Origin of the sequence: Micromonospora sp. WMMD812, assembly GCF_027497215.1 — a bacterium.
In the GTDB taxonomy this organism is placed as follows: Bacteria; Actinomycetota; Actinomycetes; order Mycobacteriales; family Micromonosporaceae; genus Micromonospora.
Genome location: NZ_CP114904.1, coordinates 2,306,289 through 2,329,157, shown reverse-complemented (window position 1 = coordinate 2,329,157; position 22,869 = coordinate 2,306,289). Strand labels below are relative to the sequence as shown.

The window sequence follows — 22,869 nt, the reverse complement described above, 5'->3', positions numbered from 1 at the left end:
CGCGTCGATCATGCACTTGTGGTGCCTCGCAAATGGGGCGAACGCGGACGTGCCGGCCACCACAACTTCATGATCGGCGGGGGGAGGGGCAGCGGGGGGAGGGCAGCGGGGTCAGGGGGTGGATTCCTTGCGGATCTGGTCGGCCAGGTGGGTGGGCATGGGGTCGTAGCGGACGAAGGTGCGGCGGAAGGTGCCGGTGCCGGCGGTCATCGAGCGCAGCTCCACCGCGTAGCGGAGCAGCTCGGTGGCGGGCACCTCGGCGTGGACCAGGGTGCGCCCCTCGCCGTCCGGGTCCGGTTCGGTGCCGAGCACCCGCCCGCGCCGGCCGGAGAGGTCGCCCATCACCGCGCCGACCGACGCGTCCGGCACCCGGATGGTCACCTCGTCGACCGGCTCCAGCAGCGCCGGTTGCCCCTTCTCGGCCGCGTCCCGCAGGGCCAGCGCGCCGGCGGTCTGGAAGGCGGCGTCCGAGGAGTCCACGCTGTGCGCCTTGCCGTCGAAGAGCGTGACCCGCAGGTCCACCACCGGGTAGCCGGCGACCAGGCCGCGCTCCATCTGGGCCCGGACACCCTTCTCCACGGACGGGATGTAGTTGTGCGGCACCGCGCCGCCGACCACCCGGTCGACGAACTCGAAGCCGCCGCCGGGGGGCAGCGGCTCGACCTCGATGTCGCAGACGGCGTACTGGCCGTGGCCGCCGGACTGCTTGACGTGCCGGCCGTGCCCCTTGGCCGGGACGGTGAACGTCTCCCGCAGCGCGACCCGCACCGGCTCGGTCTCCAACTCGACGCCACCGGCGCGCAGCCGGTCCAGCACCACGTCGGCGTGCGCCTCGCCCATGCACCAGAGCACCAGCTGATGGGTCTCCGGGTTGCGCTCCAGCCGCATGGTCGGGTCACCGGCCACCAGCCGCGCCAGGTTGCGGGCCAGGGCGTCCTCGTCCGACCGGCTCTTCGCCACGATCGCCACCGGCAGCAGCGGCTCGGGCATCTCCCACGGCGCGATCAGCAGCGGGTCGTCCTTGGTCGAGATGGTGTCCCCGGTCTCCGCGCTGCCGGACTTGGTGATGGCGCAGATGTCGCCCGCCACGCAGGCGGACACCTCGCGCAGCGTGGCGCCCAGCGGCGTGTAGATGTGGCCGACCCGCTCGTCGGCGTCGTGGTCGGGGTGCCCGCGCTCGGCCATGCCGTGGCCGGAGACGTGCACGGTCTGGTCGGGGCGCAGCGTGCCGGAGAAGACCCGGACCAGGGAGACCCGGCCCACGTGCCGGTCGATGGTGGTCTTGACGACCTCGGCCACCAGCGGGCCGTCCGGGTCGCAGGTCAGCGGCGGGCGGGGCGAGCCGTCCACCCCCGCGACCGCGGGCAGGTCGTGCTCCAGCGGCGACGGGAACGCGGCGGTGAGCACCTCCAGCAGCGCGTCCAGCCCCACGCGGGTCTCCGCGCACACCGGCACCACCGGGTAGAAGTGGCCCCGGGCGACGGCCTTCTCCAGGTCGTCGATGAGCAGGTCGGTGCCGATCTCCTCGCCACCGAGGTAGCGGTCCATCAGCGACTCGTCCTCGCTCTCCGCGATGATCCCCTCGATCAGCTCGTCACGGGACTCGGCGATGGCGGGCAGGTGCTCCGGGTCGGGCTCGCGCACGTCGGCGGGCAGCCCGTTGGTGTAGTCGAAGACCCGGCGGGTGATCAGGCCGAGCAGGCCGACCGTCGAGACCCCGTCGTCGCCCAGCATCGGCAGGTAGAGCGGGAGCACGTTGTCGCCGAAGACCCGCTGGCAGAGCGCCACCGCCTCGTCGAAGTCGGCGCGCGGGTGGTCCAGCCGGGTGACCGCCACGGCCCGGGGCATGTCGACCGCCGCGCACTCCTCCCAGAGCGCCGCGGTGGCCGCGTCCATCCCGTCGACCGCGGAGACGACGAAGAGCGCGGCGTCGGCGGCCCGCAGCCCGGCGCGCAGCTCACCGACGAAGTCGGCGTAGCCGGGAGTGTCCAGGAGATTGACCTTGATGCCCTCGTGCAGCAGGGGCGCGCAGGCCAGGCTCACCGAACGCTGCTGGCGCACGGCGGCCGGGTCCTGGTCGCAGACCGTGGTGCCGTCGGTGACCGTGCCGGCGCGGCCGATCGTGCCGCTCGCCGTGAGCAGCGCCTCGACCAGGGTCGTCTTGCCCGCGCCGGAGTGCCCGACGAGCACCACGTTGCGAACCCTGGCGGGCTCGGTCACCACCGGCGCGCCGCCGGTGACACCCTTCTCCTGGTTCTTCTGCGCCATCGGGCGCACCTCCCTCAGCCGGTGGTTGGTGGCGACCGCCGCGCGTGACGGGAAGCGGCCCGGGGCGAGTGCGCGGCGATATCCTCCGGTGGTCTGCTGCACGAGCGGGTACGGGACGGGTGGCAGGGTGAGCTGGCTCACCTTCCTGACCCGATCTCACACCCGTTCCCGGGCCGGCACAAGCCTTCCGCGCCGGGGTCCGCTGACCGGCCGTATCGCCGTACCAGGGCGGACCGTTATCGTGGGACCGCCATGGCGAAGATCTTCCAAGTGTCGGCCCGCGCGGGGATGGCCCGCGTCGTCGAGCCGCTCGCACGCGGCCTGCTTCGAGCAGGCGTCACCCCCAATGCGGTCACCGTGACCGGAACCGTCGGCGTGCTGGTCGGCGCGCTCGGCTTCGGCGCCCGCGGTCACCTGGTCGCCGGCGCGCTGATCGTCACCGTCTTCGCGCTCACCGACCTGCTCGACGGCACGATGGCCCGGATGAGCGGCGGCTCCACCCGGTTCGGCGCGTTCCTCGACTCGAGCATGGACCGGGTCGCCGACAGCGCCGTCTTCGGCGCCGTCGCGTACTGGCTGGCCACCCAGCACGAGTACACCGGCGTGGCCGCGGCGCTGCTCTGCCTCGCCGCCGGCAGTCTGGTCTCGTACGTGAAGGCGCGCGCCGAGGGGCTCGGCATGACAGCCAACGTGGGCGTCGCCGAACGGACCGAGCGCCTGCTGATCGTCGGGGTCGGCGGCCTGCTCACCGGCGTCGGCGTCGACCCGGCGCTGGAGATCGCGCTGTGGCTGCTCGCCGCCGTGTCGATCTTCACGGTCGGGCAGCGGATGACGCACGTCTACCGGCAGGCTCGGCGCCAACCGGACGGCGTACCGCGATGAACCTCACCGAGCTCGGCTTCGTCGCCGGGTGGCGGGTGCTCCGGGCGTTGCCCCGGCCCGTGGTGGCCGCGGCCTTCCGGGCCGGCGCCGACCGCGCCCACCGCCGCCGCGGCGGCGGCGCGACCCGACTCGCGGCGAACCTGCGCCGGGTGGTCGGGCCGGAGCTGCCCGAGGCCGAGCTCGACGTGCTGGTCCGGCGGGGCCTGCGGTCGTACGCCCGTTACTGGATGGAGGCGTTCCGGCTCCCGTCGCTGCGCCGCGAGCAGATCCTGGCCGGGTTCCGGCTCGACGGTGAGGAGCTGCTCGCCGCCGACGTGGCTGCCGGCCGGGGCGCGGTGATCGCGCTGCCGCACGCCGGCAACTGGGACGCCGCGGGCGCCTGGGTGGCCGCCAACGGCTGGCCGATCACCACGGTGGCCGAGCGGCTCAAGCCGGAGGGCGTCTTCGAGCGCTTCGTCGCCTTCCGCGAGAGCCTGGGCATGGAGATCCTGCCGACCCACGGCGGTGCGCGGCCGGCGTTCGACGTGCTGGTCGACCGGCTGCGGGCCGGCTCGGTGGTGCCGCTGCTGGCCGACCGGGACCTCTCCGCCCGCGGCATCGAGGTGGACTTCTTCGGCGCCCGGACCCGGATGCCGGCCGGTCCCGCCCTGCTGGCCCTGCGCACCGGGGCGCCGCTCTACGTGGCCTCCCTGTGGTACGACGCCGACCTGCCCCGCGCGGCGCTCGAGGGGCCGCTGCCCGTGCCCGGCCCCGAGGAGGGGCCGCTCGACGCGCGGGTGCGGACGCTGACCCAGCGCATCGCCGACCACCTCGCGGAGGGCATCGCCCGGCACCCGGAGGACTGGCACATGTTGCAGCGGCTGTGGCTCGACCAGCGGAGCACCGCAGTCGCGAACCGAGGGCGTTGACGTGCGGGTCGGCATCGTGTGCCCGTACTCCTTCGACGTTCCGGGCGGGGTGCAGAACCACGTCATGGACCTGGCCGAGGCGCTGATCGCGCTCGGTCACGAGGTCAGCGTGCTCGCCCCGGCCGACGAGGACTCGCCGCTGCCGCCGTACGTGGTGCCGGCCGGGCGCGCGGTCCCGCTGCCCTACAACGGCTCGGTGGCCCGCATCGCGTTCGGCCCGGTCTCCACCGCCCGGGTCCGGCGCTGGATCACCCGGGGCGACTTCGACGTGCTGCACGTGCACGAGCCGATGACGCTGAGCCTGTCGCTGCTCGCGGTCCTCTCCGCACGCGGCCCGGTGGTGGCCACGTTCCACACCGCGATCACCCGGTCCCGGGCGCTGGCCGCCGCGCAGGGCGTCCTCCAGATCGTGCTGGAACGCATCACCGCCCGCATCGCGGTCAGCGCGCTCGCCCGCAAGGTGCAGGTCGAGCACCTGGACGGCGGCGCGACGGAGATCCCGAACGGGGTGGCGGTGGCCAAGTTCGCGGGCGCGGAGCCGCTGCCCGGGTGGCCGGGGGAGTGCGGGCCGGGCACCGGCGGCACGCTCGGCTTCCTGGGCCGATTCACCGAGGCCCGCAAGGGCTTCCCGGTGCTCCGCGACGCGTTCGTCGAGCTGGCCCCGCGGCGACCCGGACTGCGGCTGCTGGTGGCCGGGCCGGGCGACCCGGACGACCTGTACGACCAGTTCCCGGCCGCGCTGCGCGACCGGGTCACCTTCCTCGGGCTCGTGTCCGAGGAGGTCAAGGCGCGGATGCTGCGCAGCGCGCACCTCTACGTGGCGCCGAACACCGGCGGCGAGTCGTTCGGGATGATCCTCACCGAGGCGCTCGCGGCCGGCACCACGGTGGTCGCCAGTGACCTCGACGCGTTCCGCCGGGTGCTCGACGGCGGCCGGGCCGGGCGGCTGTTCCCGACCGGGAACCCGGCGGCGCTGCGCGACGCGCTGGTCGAGCTGCTCGACGACGCGTCGGCGCGGGCCGCGCTGACCGCCTGCGGCGACCAGGTGGTGGCGACCTTCGACTGGCCCGTAGTGGCCCGGCGGGTCGTCGAGGTGTACGCGGCGGCGATCGAGGCCACCGACGGGCGGGTCATCGACCAGGAGTGGGTGGGGCTGGGCTGAGCCGTGGGGCGGGGCGGGCGTCGGCGTGACCTGACCCTCCCCGCCGGCCGGGCCGCCGCGACCGGATGGGAGCAGCACTACGATGCCGGGCATGCGGTGGGTGGTGGGCGCGATCGTGGTCGTCGGGCTGGTCTCGGCGTACCTGATCTGGACGGCCGGCCGGGTGCAGCGGCTGCACGCCCGCGCGGAGCTGGCCGCCCGTGCTCTCGAAGCCCACCTGCTGCGCCGCGCGGCGGCCGCCGCGGTGCTCGCGGAGCGGCGCTACGGCGTCGAGCTGTACGCGGCGGCGCGGATCGCGCTGGACGCCCGGCCGGAGGAGCGGGAGGCGGCCGAGAACGACCTGACCCGCCAGCTGCGGTCCGTGCAGCTGGACCCGGCCGCCCCGGACTGCGAGGCGGTGATCGCGGCCAGCCGCCGGCTCGCGCTGGCCCGGCAGGTGCACACCGACCTGGTCCGGGATGCCCGGACGGCCCGCGGCCGTCCGCTGGTGCGCCTGTTGCGGATGGGGCGCGGCCGGGAGTGGCCGCGTTATTTCGACATCGACGACCCGACCCTGACGGCCCCGGCCGACGTCCCCACCGGCTGACGGCCGGTTCGCGGCCGATCGGGTCGATTGTCGAGTCCGGCCCATCCTGCGGTCGCTGCGTCGGGCGTCCCGATCGTCTCGGCGGCGAGGCTGGATCGGTCCGTGCTCGCCCGGCCGCGGGCGCTCGCTGCCGGGCGCTGTCCCGCTGGCCCGGCGCCGGTGACGGCCGACACAATGCAGGCCACCGGGGGTCTGATTGGCTGTCGGACGGGCGTTGAGCCGGGCGTAGCATTTTCGCTGCCACCCCCCGAGCACGCCCGAGGAGCGATAACCCGTGCCCGAAACCACCGCCCAGAACACCACCGGCACCCCGGTCGTCGGCACTGCCCGCGTCAAGCGCGGCATGGCCGAGATGCTCAAGGGCGGCGTGATCATGGACGTGGTCACCCCCGAGCAGGCCAAGATCGCTGAGGACGCCGGAGCCGTCGCCGTCATGGCGCTGGAGCGGGTGCCCGCCGACATCCGCGCGCAGGGCGGCGTGTCCCGCATGAGCGACCCCGACATGATCGACGGGATCATCAACGCCGTCTCCATCCCGGTGATGGCGAAGGCCCGCATCGGTCACTTCGTGGAGGCGCAGGTCCTCCAGTCGCTCGGCGTCGACTACGTCGACGAGTCCGAGGTGCTGACCCCGGCCGACTACGAGAACCACATTGACAAGTGGGCGTTCACCGTCCCCTTCGTCTGCGGCGCGACCAACCTGGGCGAGGCGCTGCGCCGGATCACCGAGGGCGCCGCCATGATCCGCTCGAAGGGCGAGGCCGGCACCGGTGACGTCTCCAACGCCACCACCCACATGCGCAGGATCCGTCAGGAGATCCGCCGGCTCCAGTCGCTGCCCGCCGACGAGCTGTTCGTCGCGGCCAAGGAGCTGCAGGCCCCGTACGAGTTGGTCAAGGAGATCGCCGAGACCGGCAAGCTGCCGGTGGTGCTCTTCACGGCCGGTGGCATCGCCACCCCGGCCGACGCCGCCATGATGATGCAGCTCGGCGCCGAGGGCGTCTTCGTCGGCTCGGGCATCTTCAAGTCCGGCAACCCGGCCCAGCGCGCCGCCGCGATCGTCAAGGCCACCACCTTCCACGACGACCCGGACGTGCTGGCGAAGGTCTCCCGCGGTCTCGGCGAGGCGATGGTCGGCATCAACGTCGACGAGATCCCGCAGCCGCACCGGCTGGCCGAGCGCGGCTGGTGAGCGCGCGGAACGGCTCCGTGCCGAGCGGGGCGCCCGTCGTCGGGGTGCTCGCCCTGCAGGGCGACGTCCGCGAACACGTCGCGGCCCTGGCCGCGGCGGGCGCGGACGCCCGCCCGGTGCGCCGTCCGCACGAGCTGGACGCCGTCGACGGGCTGGTGATCCCCGGCGGCGAGTCCACCACGATCAGCAAGCTGGTCGACGTGTTCGAGCTGCGCGAGCCGATCGACAAGCGGATCGCGGCCGGGATGCCGGTCTACGGCTCCTGCGCCGGCATGATCATGTTGGCCACCGAGGTGCTGGACGGCCGCCCCGACCAGCGCGGTTTCGACGGGATCGCGATGACGGTCCGGCGCAACGCCTTCGGCCGGCAGGTCGACTCGTTCGAGGCGCCGGTGGAGATCAGCGGCGTCGAGGGCGAGCCGTTCCACGCGGTGTTCATCCGCGCGCCGTGGGTGGAGCGGGTCGGCGAGGGCGTCGAGGTGCTGGGCCGGGTCACCGAGGGTCCGGCGGCCGGGCGGGTCGTGGCGGTGCGGCAGGGCAACCTGCTGGCCACCTCGTTCCACCCGGAGTTGACCGGCGACCGGCGGCTGCACCGCTACTTCGTCGACCTGGTGCGCGCCGCCTGAACGCGCCGCCCGAGCCGCGTCGCTGAACCGCGTCGCCAGGGCCGCTGATCCGCGTCGCCACGGCCCCTGAGCTGTGGCGCGACCGGGCCCGCCGACGACCGCCGGGCCGGGCCGACCAGCACCCCGGCCGGACGCGACAGGTGCCGGTCGGGCATGTTTTCCGGCCGCCGGTCGTTGTCCATGGGGTGCGCCCGGACGCGCGGCGCCGTCCCCGGTGGTAGCCGGGTGTGACATGCCGGGGCACGACCTCGGTAGGATTGCCGCGGTTCGACAGGGCCGTCCGCCCGCGTGGCGTTTCCCGCGGGAGTCGACCGGCCGCCGGATCGCCCGCTGCGGCGTGAATCGGCCTTGCAGTCGACGCAGGCGTGGAATGACAGACGGAGGTAGCAGATGTCCGGCCACTCAAAGTGGGCGACCACCAAGCACAAGAAGGCCGTCATCGACGCCAAGCGCGGCAAGATGTTCGCCAAGCTGATCAAGAACGTCGAGGTGGCGGCCCGGACCGGCGGCGGTGACCCGGCCGGTAACCCGACCCTCTACGACGCCATCCAGAAGGCGAAGAAGAACTCGGTCCCCAACGACAACATCGATCGCGCGGTCAAGCGCGGCTCCGGCCTGGAGGCCGGCGGCGCCGACTGGCAGACGATCATGTACGAGGGGTACGGCCCGAGCGGTGTGGCAATGCTGATCGAGTGCCTGACCGACAACCGCAACCGCGCGGCGACCGAGGTGCGGACGGCGCTGACCCGCAACGGCGGTTCGCTGGCCGACGCCGGCTCGGTGTCGTACATGTTCTCCCGCAAGGGCGTGGTGATCGTGCCCAAGGCCGGCACGACCGAGGACGACGTCATGATGGCGGTGCTCGACGCCGGCGCCGAGGAGGTCAACGACCTCGGTGAGGCGTTCGAGGTGGTCTCCGAGCCGACCGACCTGCTCGCCGTACGCACCGCGCTGCAGGACGCCGGCATCGAGTACGAGTCGGCCGAGTCCTCGCTGATCCCGAGCGTGAACGTCCCCCTGGACGAGGAGGGCGCGCGCAAGATCTTCAAGCTGATCGACGTCCTGGAGGACTGCGACGACGTGCAGAACGTCTACGCGAACTTCGACGTCAGCGACGAGATCATGGCGGCGGTCGGCTGATCCGGCCGTGACGGACCGACGGTTCGCGCCGGGCGACGTGGTCGTCCGGCGCGAAGTTCTGCTCGGCGAGGTGTGGTTCGGCTGCCCGACGATCTGCGTCGAGGACTCACCCGACCTGCTCGCCCTCTACCTGCCGCCGGGCGCCGAGTTCGGTTTTCCGGAATCCGGCTCGTTCCCCTGCGGCCGGCACCCGTGGCAGACCGCCGGGCACCGGGCCTGGAGCGGTCACGGCAAGCTGATGCTCCAGCGCCCCGGCGAGGCCCACTCGGTCGACGTCTTCTGGTCCGGCCCGGACCGCGCCTTCGCCGGCTGGTACTTCAACCTCCAGGACCCGCTGCGGCGTACGCCCATCGGGGTCGACACCCTCGACCACGAGCTGGACCTCTGGTGGGGCGCGGACGCGGACCGCTACGTCTGGAAGGACGTGGAGATGTTCGCCCAGCGCCTCGCCGAGGGGCGCTACCCGGGGATGGCCGACGCGATCCGTGCTGAGGGCGACCGGATCGCGGGTCTGCTCGACGCCGGGCAGCGCTGGTGGGACGAGAGCTGGGCGTCGTGGAAGCCCGACCCGGCCTGGCCGGTGCCCCGGCTGCCCGCCGGCTGGCACACCGTCCCCTGCTGACCGGCTCTGCGCCGGCGAACCGGCCGGGCTCACCCGACCGGCCGCCGGCGCAGGGTCGCGGTCGGGTCAGCCGAGCGTCTCGCGCGTCCGCCAGGCCGTCCGGATCGAGGTGCGACCGTTGGTGCGCAGCAACGCACCCTCGTACACCCGCGCCCCGGCGAGCAGGAACGCGGCGGCCGTGGCGAGCAGCAGGACCAGCGACACCACCGGCTCCCAGCCGGCCGCGTCCCCGGTGAAGAGCCGCAGCGGCATCGCGGTCGGTGCGGAGAACGGCAGGTAGGACAGGATCCGCATGGCGGTCGTGTTGTCGTTCAGGAAGATCACCGCGAAGAACGGCAGCATCACCGCGAGCTGCACCGGCATCGACACCCCGCCGATGTCCTCGAGCCGGTTGACCAGCGCGCCGGCCGCCGCCCACATCGCCGCAATCAGCACGAAACCCAGCAGGAAGAACGGCAGGAACCAGCCGATCGCCGGCGCCAGCAGGGAGAGCAGCCCGCCACCGTCGCCGAACGCCATGCCGGCCACCGCGACCAGGGCGACCAGGGCGATCTGGCCGAGGGCGAGCAGGGTGCCGGCGAGCATCTTGCCGGCCAGCAGCGCCCGGACCGGCACCGCCGCGACCAGGATCTCGACGATCCGGGTCTGCTTCTCCTCGATGATGCTCTGCGCGATCTGCACGCCGAAGGTCTGCGACGTCACGAAGAAGATGAACGCGAAGGCGAACGGCACGAGGAAGGCCACCACCGGGTCCACCGCGTCCGGGTCCAGCAGCTCGACGGGAGGTTGGGTGCTCAGCGCGGACACCACGTCGTCGGGCGCCTCGTCCATGGCGAGCACCTTCGGACCGGCGACCACCGCGGCGTCGACGTCCCCGTCGCGGACGGCCTGCTCGGCGCCCCGGTCGTCGGGCACCGTGCGCACCTCCAACCCGGCCGCCCGCAGCGGCCCGGCTGCCTGCTCGGTCACCGCCACGCTGGACGGTCCGCCGGAGAGCAGCGGCGGCAGGATGGTCGCCGCGGCGGCGATGAGCAGGAAGAACAGGGTGCTGATCAGGAAGGTCCGGTCGCGCAGCTTGACCCGGATCTCCCGGGCGGCGACCAACCGGGTGGCCTGCATGGTGTTCACTGGGCGACCTCTCGGAAGATCTCGGTGAGGGACGGGCTGACCGGCCGGAACGCGCGGACCGGCCCGCGGGCGAGCGCCGCGTGCAGCACCGGCTGCTCGTCGGCGCCCGGCGCGAGGTCGAACACCGCGCGGGCGCCGTCCAGGTCGACCAGGGTCACCCCGGGCTGGTCGCGCAGCCAGCCGGCGTCGGTCTCCACCACCAGCTCGAACCGCGGCGAGGTGTACGTCTTCCGCAGCTGCTCGCGGCTGCCGGCGGCCCGGATCACGCCGTCGGCGATGATCACCAGGTCGTCGCAGAGCCGCTCCACCACGTCCAGCTGGTGGCTGGAGAACAGCACCGGGATGCCGGCGGCGGCCCGCTCCCGCAGCACCGCGACGACGGTGTCGACGGCCAGCGGGTCCAGCCCGGAGAACGGCTCGTCGAGCACGAGGACCTCGGGGTCGTGCACCAGCGCGGCGGCGATCTGGGCACGCTGCTGGTTACCCAGCGAGAGCGTCTCCAGCAGGTCGTCGCCGCGCTCGGCCAGGCCGACCCGCTCCAGCAGCGCGTCGGTGGCCCGGCGAGCCGCGTCGGCGGTCATGCCGTGCAGCCGGCCCAGGTAGACCACCTGTTCGCGCACGCTCATCTTCGGGTACAGGCCGCGTTCCTCCGGCATGTACCCGAAGCGCCGGCGAGCCTCCCGGGTCACCGGCGCCCCCTGCCAGCTCACCTCGCCGGCGTCGGCGGCGAGCACGCCGAGGATGATCCGCATGGTGGTGGTCTTGCCGGCGCCGTTGCCGCCGACGAAGCCGGTCATCCGCCCGGCGACCACGTCGAAGGACACGTTTCTGAGCACCTGGCGGTCGCCGAAGCTACGGTCGACGCCGTCCAGGTGGAGCACACTGGTCACGCGACCACGCTAGATCGACGCGCATCCGCCGCCGTCCGCCCGCCGGTGGAGAACCGGGGTCCGCCTCGCGACGGACCCCCTCAACCGCCGGCCCGGACCACCCCGTGCTCGTACGCGAAGACCACCGCCTGGACCCGGTCGCGCAGCCCCAGCTTCGCCAGCACCCGGCTCACGTGTGTCTTCACCGTCGCCTCGCCGAGGTGCAGGTCGGCGGCGATCTCCGCGTTGCTCGCGCCCCGGGCGACCAGGACCAGCACCTCACGCTCGCGTGGCGTGAGGTCGCGCAGCGCCGCGTCCCCGGTCTCCGCGCCGCCCACGTCGCTCGGCGCGCCGGGCCGGGCGAAGGTGGCGATCACCCGACGGGTGAGCTCCGGGGCGAGCAGGCCGTCGCCCCGGGCCAGCACCCGGATCGCCTCGACCAGCTCCTCCGGGGTGCCGTTCTTGAGCAGGAAGCCGCTCGCCCCGACCCGCAGCGCGGCGAACAGGTAGTCGTCCCGGTCGAAGGTGGTGAGGATCAGCACGGCCGGCCCGTCGGCGGAGGCCGAGACGCCGATCCGCCGGGTCGCCTCGAGGCCGTCGACGCCGGGCATCTCCACGTCCATCAGCACCACGTCCGGGCGGAGAGCCCGGGCCATGCTGACCGCCCGCTCGCCGTCGGCGGCCTCGCCGACCACCTCGATGTCGTCCTCCACCTCGAGGATGACCCGAAACCCGGTACGCACCAGGTGCTGGTCGTCGGCGAGCAGCACCCGGATGGGCCGGTCGGTCCCCGGCCCGGCCGCGGCGGTCACGCCGGCTCCGGCACGGCGACCGGCACCGGGAACCGGGCGCGGACCCGCCAACCGCCGCCCGCGCGCGGACCCACCTCCAGCGTGCCGTCGTGCGTGCCGACCCGCTCGCGCATGCCGACCAGGCCGAGCCCGTCGGGGTTGGGCGGGCGGGTGGGTCGTCCGTCGTCGGTCACGTCGACCTCCACCTCCCGGGCGAGGTACCGGATCCGGACGTCGAGCACGCCCGCGCCGGTCGCGTGCCGGAGCACGTTGGTCACCGCCTCCTGGACGACCCGGTACACCGCCTGGGAGACCGACTCCGGCAGCGGCGCCGGGTCCCCGTACACACCGAGGGTGGCCCGCAGACCGGCGTCGCGGGCGCGGTCGACCACCGCGGCGATCTGGTCGACCCCGGCGGGCGGCTCGGCGCGGGCCGGGTCGCTCTCGCCGGCGCGCAGCACACCGAGCATCCGGCGCAGCTCGTCCACGGCGGTGCGGGCGGTCTGCTCGATCGCGGTCAACGCCGTGCGTGCCTTGCCGAGGTCGCGGTCGAGGACCCGCCGGCACGCCGACGCCTGCACCCCCATCACCGACACGTGGTGGGCGACCACGTCGTGCAGCTCGCGGGCGATGCGTACCCGCTCGCCGATCACCGCCCGCCCGCGCGCCTCGGCCTGCGAGCGGCGCAGCTCCTCCGCCTGTGCCGCCAGCTCGTGCTGCCGGTGCGCGGCCAGCCACGCGGTCTCGCCGAAGAAGTACGCGAACCCGAAGTACAGCCCGTTGACCAGCACCCCGCTCACCATGGCGGCGAGCACCGGGGGCACCGGCCCGACGGCGTGGGCGAACGCGTCGGCCGGGATGCTGCCGACGGTGACCGCGTAGTAGACGCCGAGCCAGGCGAACATGGTGACGATGACGCCGATCCGCAGCCGGCGGGACAGCCGCCGGTCCGGCCCCCACGCGCCGAGGGAGTAGAGCGCGGCGAACAGCGCCCACGAGGAGAGCTGCGTCTCCGGCGCGGAGCGTGCCTGCGCGGCGATGAAGGTGGCCGAGATGACCAGCGTCGTGGTGGCCGGGAACCGTCGTCGCCAGATCAGCGGGAGCGTCACCGCGACGGTCCAGACGATCTGTTCGGGCCAGGAGGGCGGCGGCCCGAGCAGGAACGCGCCGGTGCTGCGGGTCAGGGTGAGGCTGAACAGGGCCAGCACGGTCACGGCCAGCCCGCCGTAGAGGTCCAGGCGTCGCTGCTCGGGGGTGGGCCCGGGCCGGCGCCAGTCATCGCCTGTGGGGGTGGTCACCTGGTCAAGGATCTCATCCCGTCGGGCACCGCCCGGGTGGGCCCTTTCGCCGTCGTCGACGCGCGGCGACCCCGACGCCGCGACACTGGTGCCCCGGCCGACGACGAGCGGGGCCGGACGTGCCGCGGCCCGGCACCCCCGTGAGTGCCGGGCCGCGTCGTGCGGGGCGTCAGTGCCGGTTGCGGTACGCCTTGACCGCGCTGTCGGCGATGTCCCAGAGGACGACCAGGACCGTGCCGACGATGACGAACGTGGCGACGTTGTTCAGGTTCTCCTCGCGGGCGAGCCACTCCCACCGGTTCACGAGGTCGGGGTTGAGCAGCCGGTCGGTCGAGACCAGCCAGATCACCGGCACCGCGAACGCCAGGTCGAGCGCGGCGTTGACCCCGACCAGCGGCCAGGTCCAGCGGCCGGCCCGGTACTTGGCGAGCTCCAGGCCGACGGTGGCGACCAGCACGGCGATCAGGAACGGCAGCCAGAAGCTCCACAGCGCCGGATCGAGGATCGGCAGGTTGTCGCCGTCGCGGTCGGGGACGAAGGAGTGGAAGTGCTGGATCGGCAGGTACGCGATGACCAGCACCAGCCAGCCGACCGAGGCGGCCACGTCGACCAGCGTGATCTGCCGGCCGGTGTGGTCCTCGGGGAGCTGGTCGACGGTCCATTCCGGCAGGTCGAGCGAGGCGTTGGTGCGCTCCAGCACCGCGAAGACCAGGGTGACCCAGAAGCCGATCTGGACCGTGGTCTGGAGCGCGGCGCCGATTCCCGTGCCGATCGCGTCACCCGCGTTTCCGTCGGTCGCCTCCACCAGGCCGACGATCACGCCGACCAGCGCCGGGATGAAGCTGAGCAGCAGCTTCATGAGCCGCTCCCAGGCCAGGTAGTAGGTCGGGCCGATGAGCTGGAGGCGCCGGTCGGCGTAGCGGGCGGCGAGCTGCGCGGGGTTGCCCAACTCGGTGAGCACCTCGCGCTCGGCGGTCTCGGTGTCCCGCCCCTCGGCGCGACGCCCGTCGATCATGTCCTCGATCGAGCCGCGCAGCTCGGTCGCGATCTCCTCGCGGCGGGCGGCCGGGACCGAACGCAGGGTCGCGGCGAGGTAGCGGTCGGTCAGGGAGGTCATCAGTGCGCTCCTTCGATCAGGCCGGTGAGGGAGGTCTGTACGGCGGCCAGGTCGTCGAGGAGCCGGTGCAGGACCGATTCACCCTCGTCGCTGGTCCGGTAGAACTTTCGGGGGCGGCTCTCCTCGGTGTTCCACTCGCTGGTCAGCAGCCCCTGCTCTTCGAGGCGGCGCAGCAGCGGGTAGAGCGTGTTGGCGTCCACCGGGAAGCCGTGGCCGGTGAGCCGTTGCAGCAGCGCGTAGCCGTAGTCGGGGCGGCGCAGGGCGACCAGGCTCGCCACCACGACCGTGCCCCGGCGTAGCTCCTGGAGGTGGGTCCGGAGGATCTCGTCGCTGACCATGCATCACACGATACTGTGTGGCACACACTATTGTCTAGCGCCATATCGTCGTGTGGCCGACGATGATGTGCCGGAGGCCCGGGCGGCGAGGACGAGACGGAGACCACCACCCTCGGCGCGGACGGTGGAGCCGCGGAGTTGACCTCGGTAGGGTGGTTTCCGGTCGGCTCCGACCGCGCAAGATCCATAGCTGGGGGGCGCACGCATGGGCGATTCGTTCGCGCATCTGCACGTACACACCGAGTACTCGATGCTCGACGGAGCGGCCCGGCTCAAGGATCTGTTCGCCGAGGTCAGCCGGCAGGAGATGCCGGCGGTGGCGATGACCGACCACGGCAACATGCACGGCGCGAACGACTTCTACAAGCAGGCGACGGCGGCCGGCGTGAAGCCGATCCTCGGCATCGAGGCGTACGTGGCGCCGGAGTCGCGGTTCCACAAGCAGCGGGTGCGGTGGGGCCGGCCGGAGCAGAAGAGCGACGACGTCTCCGGCAGCGGCGGCTACACCCACATGACGATCTGGGCGGCCAACAAGGTCGGCCTGCACAACCTGTTCAGCCTGACCAGCCGGTCGTACACCGAGGGCTACTTCGTCAAGTGGCCGCGGATGGACGCGGACATCCTCGCCGAGCACGCCTCGGGGCTGATGGCCACCACCGGCTGCCCCTCCGGCGAGGTGCAGACCCGGCTGCGGCTCGGCCAGTACGACGAGGCGCTGAAGGCCGCGGCCCGTTACCAGGAGATCTTCGGCAAGGAGAACTACTTCCTGGAGATCATGGACCACGGCATCTCGATCGAGCACCGGGTCCGCACCGAGTTGCTGGAGATCGGCCGCAAGCTGGGCATCCCGCCGGTGGTCACCAACGACTCGCACTACACCCACGAGGCCCAGGCCGAGGCGCACGACGTGCTGCTCTGCGTGCAGACCGCCGCGAACGTCGCCGACCCGAACCGATTCCGCTTCGACGGCAGCGGCTACTACATCAAGTCCGCCGACGAGATGCGTGCGGTCGACAACTCCGACGCCTGGCTGGAGGGCTGCCGCAACACCCTGCTGGTGGCCGAGAAGGTCGACCCGACGGGGATGTTCGAGTTCCACAACCTGATGCCGCGCTTCCCAGTCCCCGAGGGGGAGTCCGAGGAGTCCTGGTTCCGTAAGGAGACGTTCAAGGGGCTGGCCCGCCGGTTCCCGAACGGCGTCCCGGAGGGCCACGTCGTGCAGGCCGAGTACGAGCTGGGCGTCATCATCCAGATGGGCTTCCCGTCGTACTTCCTCGTGGTCGCCGACTTCATCCAGTGGGCCAAGAACCAGGGCATCGCGGTGGGCCCGGGCCGTGGCTCGGCGGCCGGCTCCCTGGTGGCGTACGCAATGGGCATCACCGACCTGGACCCGATCCCGCACGGGCTGATCTTCGAGCGGTTCCTCAACCCCGAGCGCGTCTCGATGCCGGACGTCGACATCGACTTCGACGAGCGTCGGCGCGGCGAGGTCATCAAGTACGTGACCGACAAGTGGGGCGAGGACAAGGTCGCGCAGATCGCCACCTTCGGCACCATCAAGGCCAAGGCCGCGATCAAGGACTCGGCCCGGGTGCTCGGCTACCCGTACGCGGTGGGCGACCGGATCACCAAGGCGATGCCCCCGGCGGTGATGGGCAAGGACATCCCGCTGACCGGCATCTTCGACCCGAAGCACCCCCGGTACGCCGAGGCCGGCGAGATCCGGGGCCTCTACGAGTCCGACCCGGACGTCAAGAAGGTCATCGACACCGCCAAGGGCATCGAGGGGCTGATCCGGCAGACCGGCGTGCACGCCGCCGGCGTCATCATGTCCGCCGAGCCCATCATCGAGCACGTCCCGCTGATGCGCCGGGACTCCGACGGGGTCATCATCACTCAGTTCGACTACCCGACGTGCGAGTCGCTCGGGCTGTTGAAGATGGACTTCCTCGGCCTGCGCAACCTGACGATCATCGACGACGCGGTCAAGAACATCCAGCTCAACCACGGCAAGGAACTCGACCTGCTGGCCCTGCCGCTGGACGACCAGGGCGCCTACGAGCTGCTGGCCCGCGGCGACACCCTGGGCGTCTTCCAGCTCGACGGCGGGCCGATGCGCTCGCTGCTGCGGCTGATGAAGCCGGACAACTTCGAGGACATCTCCGCCGTCCTCGCGCTCTACCGGCCCGGCCCGATGGGCGTCGACTCGCACACCAACTACGCGCTGCGCAAGAACAACCTCCAGGAGATCACCCCGATCCACCCGGAGTTGGAGGAGCCGCTGCGCGAGATCCTCGCCCCCACCTACGGCCTGATCGTCTACCAGGAGCAGGTGCAGCGCGCCGCGCAGATCCTCGCCGGCTACACCCTGGGCCAGGCCGACCTGCTCCGCCGGGCGATGGGCAAGAAGAAGAAGGAGATCCTCGACAAGGAGTTCATCCCCTTCCGGGACGGCTGCCGCGAACGCGGCTACTCCGACGAGGCGATCCAGAAGGTCTGGGACGTGCTGGTCCCGTTCGCCGGCTACGCCTTCAACAAGGCGCACTCCGCGGCGTACGGGCTGGTGTCCTACTGGACGGCGTACCTGAAGGCGCACTACCCGGCCGAGTACATGGCGGCGCTGCTCACCTCGGTCGGCGACGACAAGGACAAGATGGCGCTCTACCTGTCGGAGTGCCGCCGGATGGGCATCCAGGTGCTGCCGCCGGACGTGAACACCTCCGCCGGGCCGTTCACCCCGGTCGGCCGGGACATCCGCTTCGGCCTCGCCGCCATCCGCAACGTCGGGGCTAACGTGGTCGCCGCGATCATGCGCTGCCGGGACGAGAAGAGCGAGTACACCGACTTCTACGACTTCCTGTCCAAGGTGGACGCGGTGGTCTGCAACAAGAAGACCATCGAATCGCTGATCAAGGCCGGCGCGTTCGACTCGCTCAAGCACACCCGCAAGGGCCTGCTCCAGGTGCACGCCGACGCCATCGACGCGTACGCCGACGTCAAGCGCAAGGAGGCCACCGGCCAGTACGACCTGTTCGGCGCGGGCTTCGGCGACGCCGAGACCTCCGCCAGCAGCACCGTCATGCCGGTCATCGGCGAGGGGGAGTGGGACAAGCGGGACAAGCTGGCCTTCGAGCGGGAGATGCTCGGCCTGTACGTCTCCGACCACCCGCTGTTCGGGCTGGAGCACATCCTCAACGCCGCCGCCGACACCACCATCGCCGCGCTCGCCGAGGAGGGCGCGGTGCCCGACGGCGCCGTGGTCACCCTGGCCGGCATCCTCTCCGGCGTGCAGCGCCGGGTCACCAAGCAGGGCCGGGCCTGGGCCTCGGCCACCCTGGAGGACCTCGCCGGCGGGGTGGAGACGCTCTTCTTCCCCAACACCTACGAGGTGATCGGGCAGTACATCGCCGAGGACGCGATCGTGGTGGTCAAGGGACGCGTGGACCGCCGCGACGACACACCCCGGATCATGGCGATGGACATGTCGATGCCGGACGTCAGCACCAGCGCGGCGAACAAGCCGGTCACCCTCACCATCCCGGTGACCCGGTGCACGCCGCCGCTGGTCGAACGGCTGAAGGAGACCCTGGTGCTGCACCCCGGCGACGCCGAGGTGCATGTCAAGCTGCTCAACGGCAGCAAGACCACCACCCTGCGGCTCGGCCCGTTCCGGGTGGCGGCCACCACCGCCCTGATGGCCGACCTGAAGAGCGTCCTCGGCCCGGCCAACGTCAGCTGACCACCCCCGCCGGGTCCCCCCGGCCGGCCTCGCCCCGTCGATCATGAGGTTTGCGGCGACGTCGATCACCGTCGACGCCGCAAAGCTCATGATCAACCGGGTGTCGGAGCGGGGCAGGCCGCCGGGCACGGATTGGCCGTCCACCTCGGGCGGTCCCGTGGCTAGCGTCGGGCGTATGGAACTCGATGAGGCGCAGAAGCTGTGGCAGCCGGAGCCCGGCTGGCTGAACACCGCCACGTACGGGTTGCCGCCCGAGCCCGCGTGGACCGCGTTGCAGGAGGCCCTCGCGGAGTGGCGGGTCGGGGCGACCTCCTGGGAGGGGTGGGGCGAATCCGTCGGCCGGTGCCGCGCCGCCTTCGCCCGGCTGGTCGGCGGCGTACCCCTCGAGGACGTCGCGACGGGCAGCGCGGTCTCCCAACTGCTCGCGCCGGTGGCCGCGGCGCTGCCGGCCGGTGCGACCGTCGTCGTGCCCGAGGCGGAATTCACCTCCAACCTGTTCCCCTGGCTGGTCCAGGCCGAGCGTGGGGTCCAGGTACGCACCGTCCCGCTCGCCGGGCTGGTCGACGCGATCGACGCCGACACCGACCTGGTCGCGTTCAGTCTGGTGCAGTCCGCTGACGGCACGGTCGCGGCGTACGACGAGATCGTGTCCGCGGCCCGGGCGCACGGTGCGCTGGTCGCGGTGGACGCCACCCAGGCCGCCGGCTGGCTTCCGTTCGACGGGGCCCGAGCCGACGTGGTCGCGGTGGCCGCGTACAAGTGGCTGATGGGGCCGCGCGGCGTCGCGCTGGCGTACCTCGCTCCGGAGCTGCGCGAGCGGCTGCGGCCGGACGCCGCGGGCTGGTTCGCGGGCGCCGACCCCCACGCCTCCTACTACGGCCCGCCGCTGCGCCTGGCCGACGATGCCCGCCGCTTCGACATCTCCCCGGCCTGGTTCAACTGGGTGGCGCTGGCGCCGGCGCTCGACCTGCTCCTGGAGATCGGGCTGCCGGCGATCCGCGAGCACGACGTGGCGCTGGCGAACCGGCTGCTCACCGGGCTCGGCCGGCCACCGGGGGACAGCGCGATCGTGGCGGTCGAGGTGCCCGGGGCGCAGGAGCGCCTGGAACGGGCCGGTGTGCGGGCCGCAGTGCGCGCCGGCCGGGTCCGCGCCTCCTTCCACCTCTACTCCACCGTGGACGACGTCGACCTGGCCCTGGACGCGCTCACCTCCTGACCACCGCATGGTCGAGGTGGGATCACCACATGCCACGCCCCGTCCGCACGGGGCAATGACCATCCTCGATTGGCGCCGTGCCGGGCGGTCGGCCCGGCCGGTGGTGACCGGCTACGGTTCGACACATAGGAATATGTGGCTGATCGACATGGCTCGACCCGCGCACCCGGCCGTAGGTTTCCTGCACGCGACGGCCATGTGACCACGGTCACCGTTCCGACCGTCGCCGGAGACCTTCGGAGGACATGGCGATGGCCGGGCAAGCGCTCCTGTCGGCTCGCGGGCTGACCCGCGACTTCCGGGGCTTCCGGGCGGTCGACGGCGTCGACCTCGACGTCGCGCCGGAGAGCGTCCACGCGCTGGTCGGCCCCAACGGCGCCGGCAAGACCACGCTGTTCAACCTGCTGACCGGGTTCCTACGGCCCAGCGGTGGCCGGATCGAGCTGGCCGGGCGGGACGTCACCGGGCTGCCACCGGAACAGGTCGCCCGGCTCGGCGTGGCCCGCTCCTTCCAGATCACCAGCCTCTTCCCGCAACTCTCCGCGCAGGAGCACGTCGAGCTGGCGTTGCAGTCGTCGAGCGGGCTGGGCTGGCGCTTCTGGCGCTCGGCGAAGCTGATGGGCCGCTACCACGACCGTGCCGCCGAACTGCTCGACATGGTCGGCCTCACCGAACTCGCGCAGGCACCCGCCGAGGCGCTGGCGTACGGACGCAAGCGCGCGCTGGAGCTGGCCATCGCCCTCGCCCTGGACCCGAAGGTGCTGCTGCTCGACGAGCCGACCGCGGGCATGGGCCTGGAGGACGTCGACCGGACCGTCGAGCTGATCGCCCGCGTCCGCGAAGGGCGGACCGTGGTGATGGTCGAGCACAACATGAGCGTGGTGGGTCGACTGGCCGACACGGTCACCGTGCTCCAGGCCGGCAAGGTCCTGGTCGAGGGCCCGTACGACGAGGTCCGCGCGGACGAGCGCGTGATCACCGCCTACCTGGGAGCCGCTGATGCTGCGCATTGAGAACCTCTCCGCCTGGTACGGAGAGGCGCAGGTGCTGCGAAACGTCAGCCTCGACGTCGCCGCCGGCGAGGTGGTCACCCTGGTCGGCCGCAACGGTGCCGGAAAATCCACCCTGCTGCGCGCGGTCATGGGGCTGCACCCGGGCCAGCGGGGCACGGTGGAGCTGGACGGGCGGGACATCGGCCGGCTGCCGGCGCACCGGCGGGCCCGGCTCGGGCTCGGCTGGGTGCCCGACGACCGCGGCAGCTACGCCACGCTGAGCGTCACGGAGAACCTCACCCTGCCGCCGGCGGTCGGCCCCGACCCGTGGTCGCTGGAGCGGGTGTACGAGGCGTTCCCCGCCCTCCACGCCCGGCGCGACTCGGCGGCCACCATGCTCTCCGGCGGCGAGCAGCAGATGCTCGCCCTGGCTCGGGTGCTGCGGATGGGCGCCCGGCTGCTGCTCTGCGACGAACCGACCGAGGGGCTCTCCCCGTTGCTGGTGCAGCAGGTCGGCGACCTGCTGCGCGAGGCCAAGCGGCACGGCGTCACCGTGCTGCTCGTCGAGCAGAACCTGCACTTCGCCACCGGCGTCGCCGACCGGCACTACCTGCTGGCCGAGGGACGCGTCGTGGAGGCGATGGACAACTCCGAGGTGCGCTCGCGGGAACGCGAGCTGCTGTCGTACCTCGGAATCTGATGTCGGAGCTGACCCGCGCGTCGTGCGCGGATGGAGGGAATGGCATGCGTAGGACCGTGGGTGTGGCCGCGGCGTCGGCCGCGGTGGTGCTGGTCGCCGGCTGCGGCGGCGGTGGCCCCCAGTCGGGCGGCGACCAGAAGCTGACCGGCGACAAGATCGTGCTGGGCGTGCTGAACGACCAGTCCGGGGCGTACTCAGAGCTGTCCGGCAAGAACTCGGTCAAGGCCGTCGAGATGGCCATCGCCGATTTCAAGGCGAAGCACGGCGACCAGGCGGTGACCAAGAACATCACCGTGGAGACCGCCGACCACCAGAACAAGCCGGACGTCGCCAACAGCAAGGCCGCCGAGATGTACGACCGCAAGGGCGCCGACATCATCCTCGACGTGCCCACCTCCTCGGCCGCGCTGAAGGTGGCCGACGTGGCCAAGGAGAAGAAGAAGCTCTACTTCAACATCGGCGCCGCCACCACCGACCTGACCGGCAAGAGCTGCAACAAGTACACGTTCCACTACGCGTACGACACGTACATGCTGGCCAACGGCACCGGCAAGGTGACCACCGAGCAGGTGGGGAAGAACTGGTACATCCTCTACCCCAACTACGCCTTCGGCCAGGACATGGAGAAGAGCTTCTCGACCGCCATCGGCGAGGCCGGCGGGCAGGTGGTCGGCAAGGACGGCGCGCCGTTCCCGAACACCAGCGGCGACTACTCCACCTACCTGCTCAAGGCGCCGACGCTGAACCCGAAGCCGCAGGTGCTCGGCACCATGCAGGCCGGCGCCGAGCTGGTGAACGTCGTCAAGCAGTACAACGAGTTCAAGCTGCGGGACAAGGGTGTCGGCCTCGCGGTCGGCCTGATGTTCATCACCGACATCCACTCGCTCACCCCGGCCGCGCTCGCCGGCACCACCTACACCGACGCCTGGTACTGGAACTTCGACCAGGAGAACCGGGCGTTCGCCGACCGGTTCCAGAAGGAGACGGGCACCCGGCCGTCGTTCGCGCACGCGGCCAACTACTCGGCGGCGCTGCAGTACCTGGAGGCGGTCCAGGCCGCCGGCACGGACGACGCCGACACCGTGGTCAAGGGGCTGGAGGGCAAGGAGGTCAACGACGTCTTCCTGCGCAACGGCAAGATCCGCGCCGAGGACCACCGCGTCATCCACGACGCGTACCTGGCCCAGGTCAAGCCGCAGTCCGAGGTGACCGAGCCGTGGGACTACGTGAAGGTCCTCAAGACCATCCCCGCCGCCGAGGCGTTCCGCGCCCCGTCGGCGGACTGCAAGATGTGA

20 protein-coding genes are annotated in these 22,869 nt (G+C 72.2%); 13 read left to right on the top strand and 7 right to left on the bottom strand.

Annotated features, from left to right (window positions below):
• Window positions 1-111: 111 nt before the first annotated feature.
• Window positions 112-2,268, bottom strand: coding sequence for an elongation factor G-like protein EF-G2 (locus O7603_RS10520; protein ID WP_281576662.1), 2,157 nt, complete (start codon window positions 2,266-2,268; stop codon window positions 112-114).
• 252 nt (window positions 2,269-2,520) lie between these two features.
• Here O7603_RS10520 and pgsA point away from each other — a divergent pair, with 252 nt between their 5' ends.
• The 8 genes from pgsA (at window position 2,521) to O7603_RS10480 (ending at window position 9,386) form a co-directional block, all read left to right on the top strand.
• A complete protein-coding gene (pgsA, locus tag O7603_RS10515; RefSeq protein ID WP_281575507.1) occupies window positions 2,521-3,150 on the top strand; it encodes a phosphatidylinositol phosphate synthase in 630 nt (209 codons plus the stop codon).
• Window positions 3,147-4,058 carry a phosphatidylinositol mannoside acyltransferase gene (locus tag O7603_RS10510; protein ID WP_281575506.1) on the top strand — a complete coding sequence of 304 codons (912 nt, stop codon included), beginning with the start codon at window positions 3,147-3,149 and terminating at the stop codon, window positions 4,056-4,058. The genes pgsA and O7603_RS10510 overlap by 4 nt, the downstream gene beginning before the upstream one ends.
• 1 nt (window position 4,059) lies before the next feature.
• Window positions 4,060-5,220 (top strand): glycosyltransferase family 4 protein, encoded by a 1,161-nt coding sequence (locus O7603_RS10505; RefSeq protein WP_281575505.1) that lies wholly within the window; start codon window positions 4,060-4,062, stop codon window positions 5,218-5,220.
• Between the two features lie 82 nt (window positions 5,221-5,302).
• Entirely contained in the window at window positions 5,303-5,806 is a 504-nt protein-coding gene (locus O7603_RS10500; protein ID WP_281575504.1) for a hypothetical protein, read from the top strand.
• A 274-nt stretch (window positions 5,807-6,080) separates the two neighbouring features.
• Window positions 6,081-6,998, top strand: coding sequence for a pyridoxal 5'-phosphate synthase lyase subunit PdxS (gene pdxS / locus O7603_RS10495; RefSeq protein WP_281575503.1), 918 nt, complete (start codon window positions 6,081-6,083; stop codon window positions 6,996-6,998).
• Between the two features lie 17 nt (window positions 6,999-7,015).
• Window positions 7,016-7,624, top strand: coding sequence for a pyridoxal 5'-phosphate synthase glutaminase subunit PdxT (gene pdxT / locus O7603_RS10490; RefSeq protein WP_281576661.1), 609 nt, complete (start codon window positions 7,016-7,018; stop codon window positions 7,622-7,624).
• A gap of 390 nt (window positions 7,625-8,014) precedes the next feature.
• On the top strand, window positions 8,015-8,764 hold the full coding sequence (locus O7603_RS10485) for a YebC/PmpR family DNA-binding transcriptional regulator (RefSeq protein WP_281575502.1): 750 nt from the start codon (window positions 8,015-8,017) through the stop codon (window positions 8,762-8,764).
• A 7-nt stretch (window positions 8,765-8,771) separates the two neighbouring features.
• A complete protein-coding gene (locus O7603_RS10480) occupies window positions 8,772-9,386 on the top strand; it encodes a DUF402 domain-containing protein (RefSeq protein ID WP_281575501.1) in 615 nt (204 codons plus the stop codon).
• Window positions 9,387-9,452: 66 nt separating this feature from the next.
• Here the strand turns inward: O7603_RS10480 and O7603_RS10475 are convergent, their stop codons facing one another.
• The 6 genes from O7603_RS10475 to O7603_RS10450 form a co-directional block, all read right to left on the bottom strand.
• The gene (locus O7603_RS10475; RefSeq protein ID WP_281575500.1) at window positions 9,453-10,514 is read right to left on the bottom strand and encodes an ABC transporter permease; all 1,062 of its coding nucleotides are present in this window, start codon (window positions 10,512-10,514) and stop codon (window positions 9,453-9,455) included.
• Window positions 10,511-11,404 carry an ATP-binding cassette domain-containing protein gene (locus O7603_RS10470; RefSeq protein ID WP_281575499.1) on the bottom strand — a complete coding sequence of 298 codons (894 nt, stop codon included), beginning with the start codon at window positions 11,402-11,404 and terminating at the stop codon, window positions 10,511-10,513. Before O7603_RS10470 ends, O7603_RS10475 begins: the two co-directional genes overlap by 4 nt.
• A gap of 80 nt (window positions 11,405-11,484) precedes the next feature.
• On the bottom strand, window positions 11,485-12,195 hold the full coding sequence (locus O7603_RS10465) for a response regulator transcription factor (RefSeq protein ID WP_281575498.1): 711 nt from the start codon (window positions 12,193-12,195) through the stop codon (window positions 11,485-11,487).
• On the bottom strand, window positions 12,192-13,472 hold the full coding sequence (locus tag O7603_RS10460) for a sensor histidine kinase (protein ID WP_281575497.1): 1,281 nt from the start codon (window positions 13,470-13,472) through the stop codon (window positions 12,192-12,194). Before O7603_RS10460 ends, O7603_RS10465 begins: the two co-directional genes overlap by 4 nt.
• Window positions 13,473-13,641: 169 nt before the next feature.
• Window positions 13,642-14,589: a permease prefix domain 1-containing protein gene (locus O7603_RS10455; protein ID WP_281575496.1), complete on the bottom strand. Its 948-nt coding sequence runs from the start codon at window positions 14,587-14,589 to the stop codon at window positions 13,642-13,644.
• Window positions 14,589-14,927 carry a PadR family transcriptional regulator gene (locus O7603_RS10450; RefSeq protein ID WP_281575495.1) on the bottom strand — a complete coding sequence of 113 codons (339 nt, stop codon included), beginning with the start codon at window positions 14,925-14,927 and terminating at the stop codon, window positions 14,589-14,591. The genes O7603_RS10455 and O7603_RS10450 overlap by 1 nt, the downstream gene beginning before the upstream one ends.
• 205 nt (window positions 14,928-15,132) lie before the next feature.
• Between O7603_RS10450 and dnaE the strand changes: the two genes are divergently transcribed.
• The 5 genes from dnaE (at window position 15,133) to O7603_RS10425 (ending at window position 22,869) form a co-directional block, all read left to right on the top strand.
• A complete protein-coding gene (gene dnaE / locus O7603_RS10445; RefSeq protein WP_281575494.1) occupies window positions 15,133-18,666 on the top strand; it encodes a DNA polymerase III subunit alpha in 3,534 nt (1,177 codons plus the stop codon).
• A gap of 175 nt (window positions 18,667-18,841) precedes the next feature.
• Window positions 18,842-19,882, top strand: coding sequence for an aminotransferase class V-fold PLP-dependent enzyme (locus tag O7603_RS10440; protein ID WP_281575493.1), 1,041 nt, complete (start codon window positions 18,842-18,844; stop codon window positions 19,880-19,882).
• 251 nt (window positions 19,883-20,133) lie between these two features.
• Window positions 20,134-20,895: an ABC transporter ATP-binding protein gene (locus tag O7603_RS10435; protein WP_281575492.1), complete on the top strand. Its 762-nt coding sequence runs from the start codon at window positions 20,134-20,136 to the stop codon at window positions 20,893-20,895.
• Complete coding sequence (locus O7603_RS10430; protein WP_281575491.1) at window positions 20,882-21,574, top strand: ABC transporter ATP-binding protein; 693 nt, start codon at window positions 20,882-20,884, stop codon at window positions 21,572-21,574. The genes O7603_RS10435 and O7603_RS10430 overlap by 14 nt, the downstream gene beginning before the upstream one ends.
• 44 nt (window positions 21,575-21,618) lie before the next feature.
• Window positions 21,619-22,869: an ABC transporter substrate-binding protein gene (locus O7603_RS10425; RefSeq protein ID WP_281575490.1), complete on the top strand. Its 1,251-nt coding sequence runs from the start codon at window positions 21,619-21,621 to the stop codon at window positions 22,867-22,869.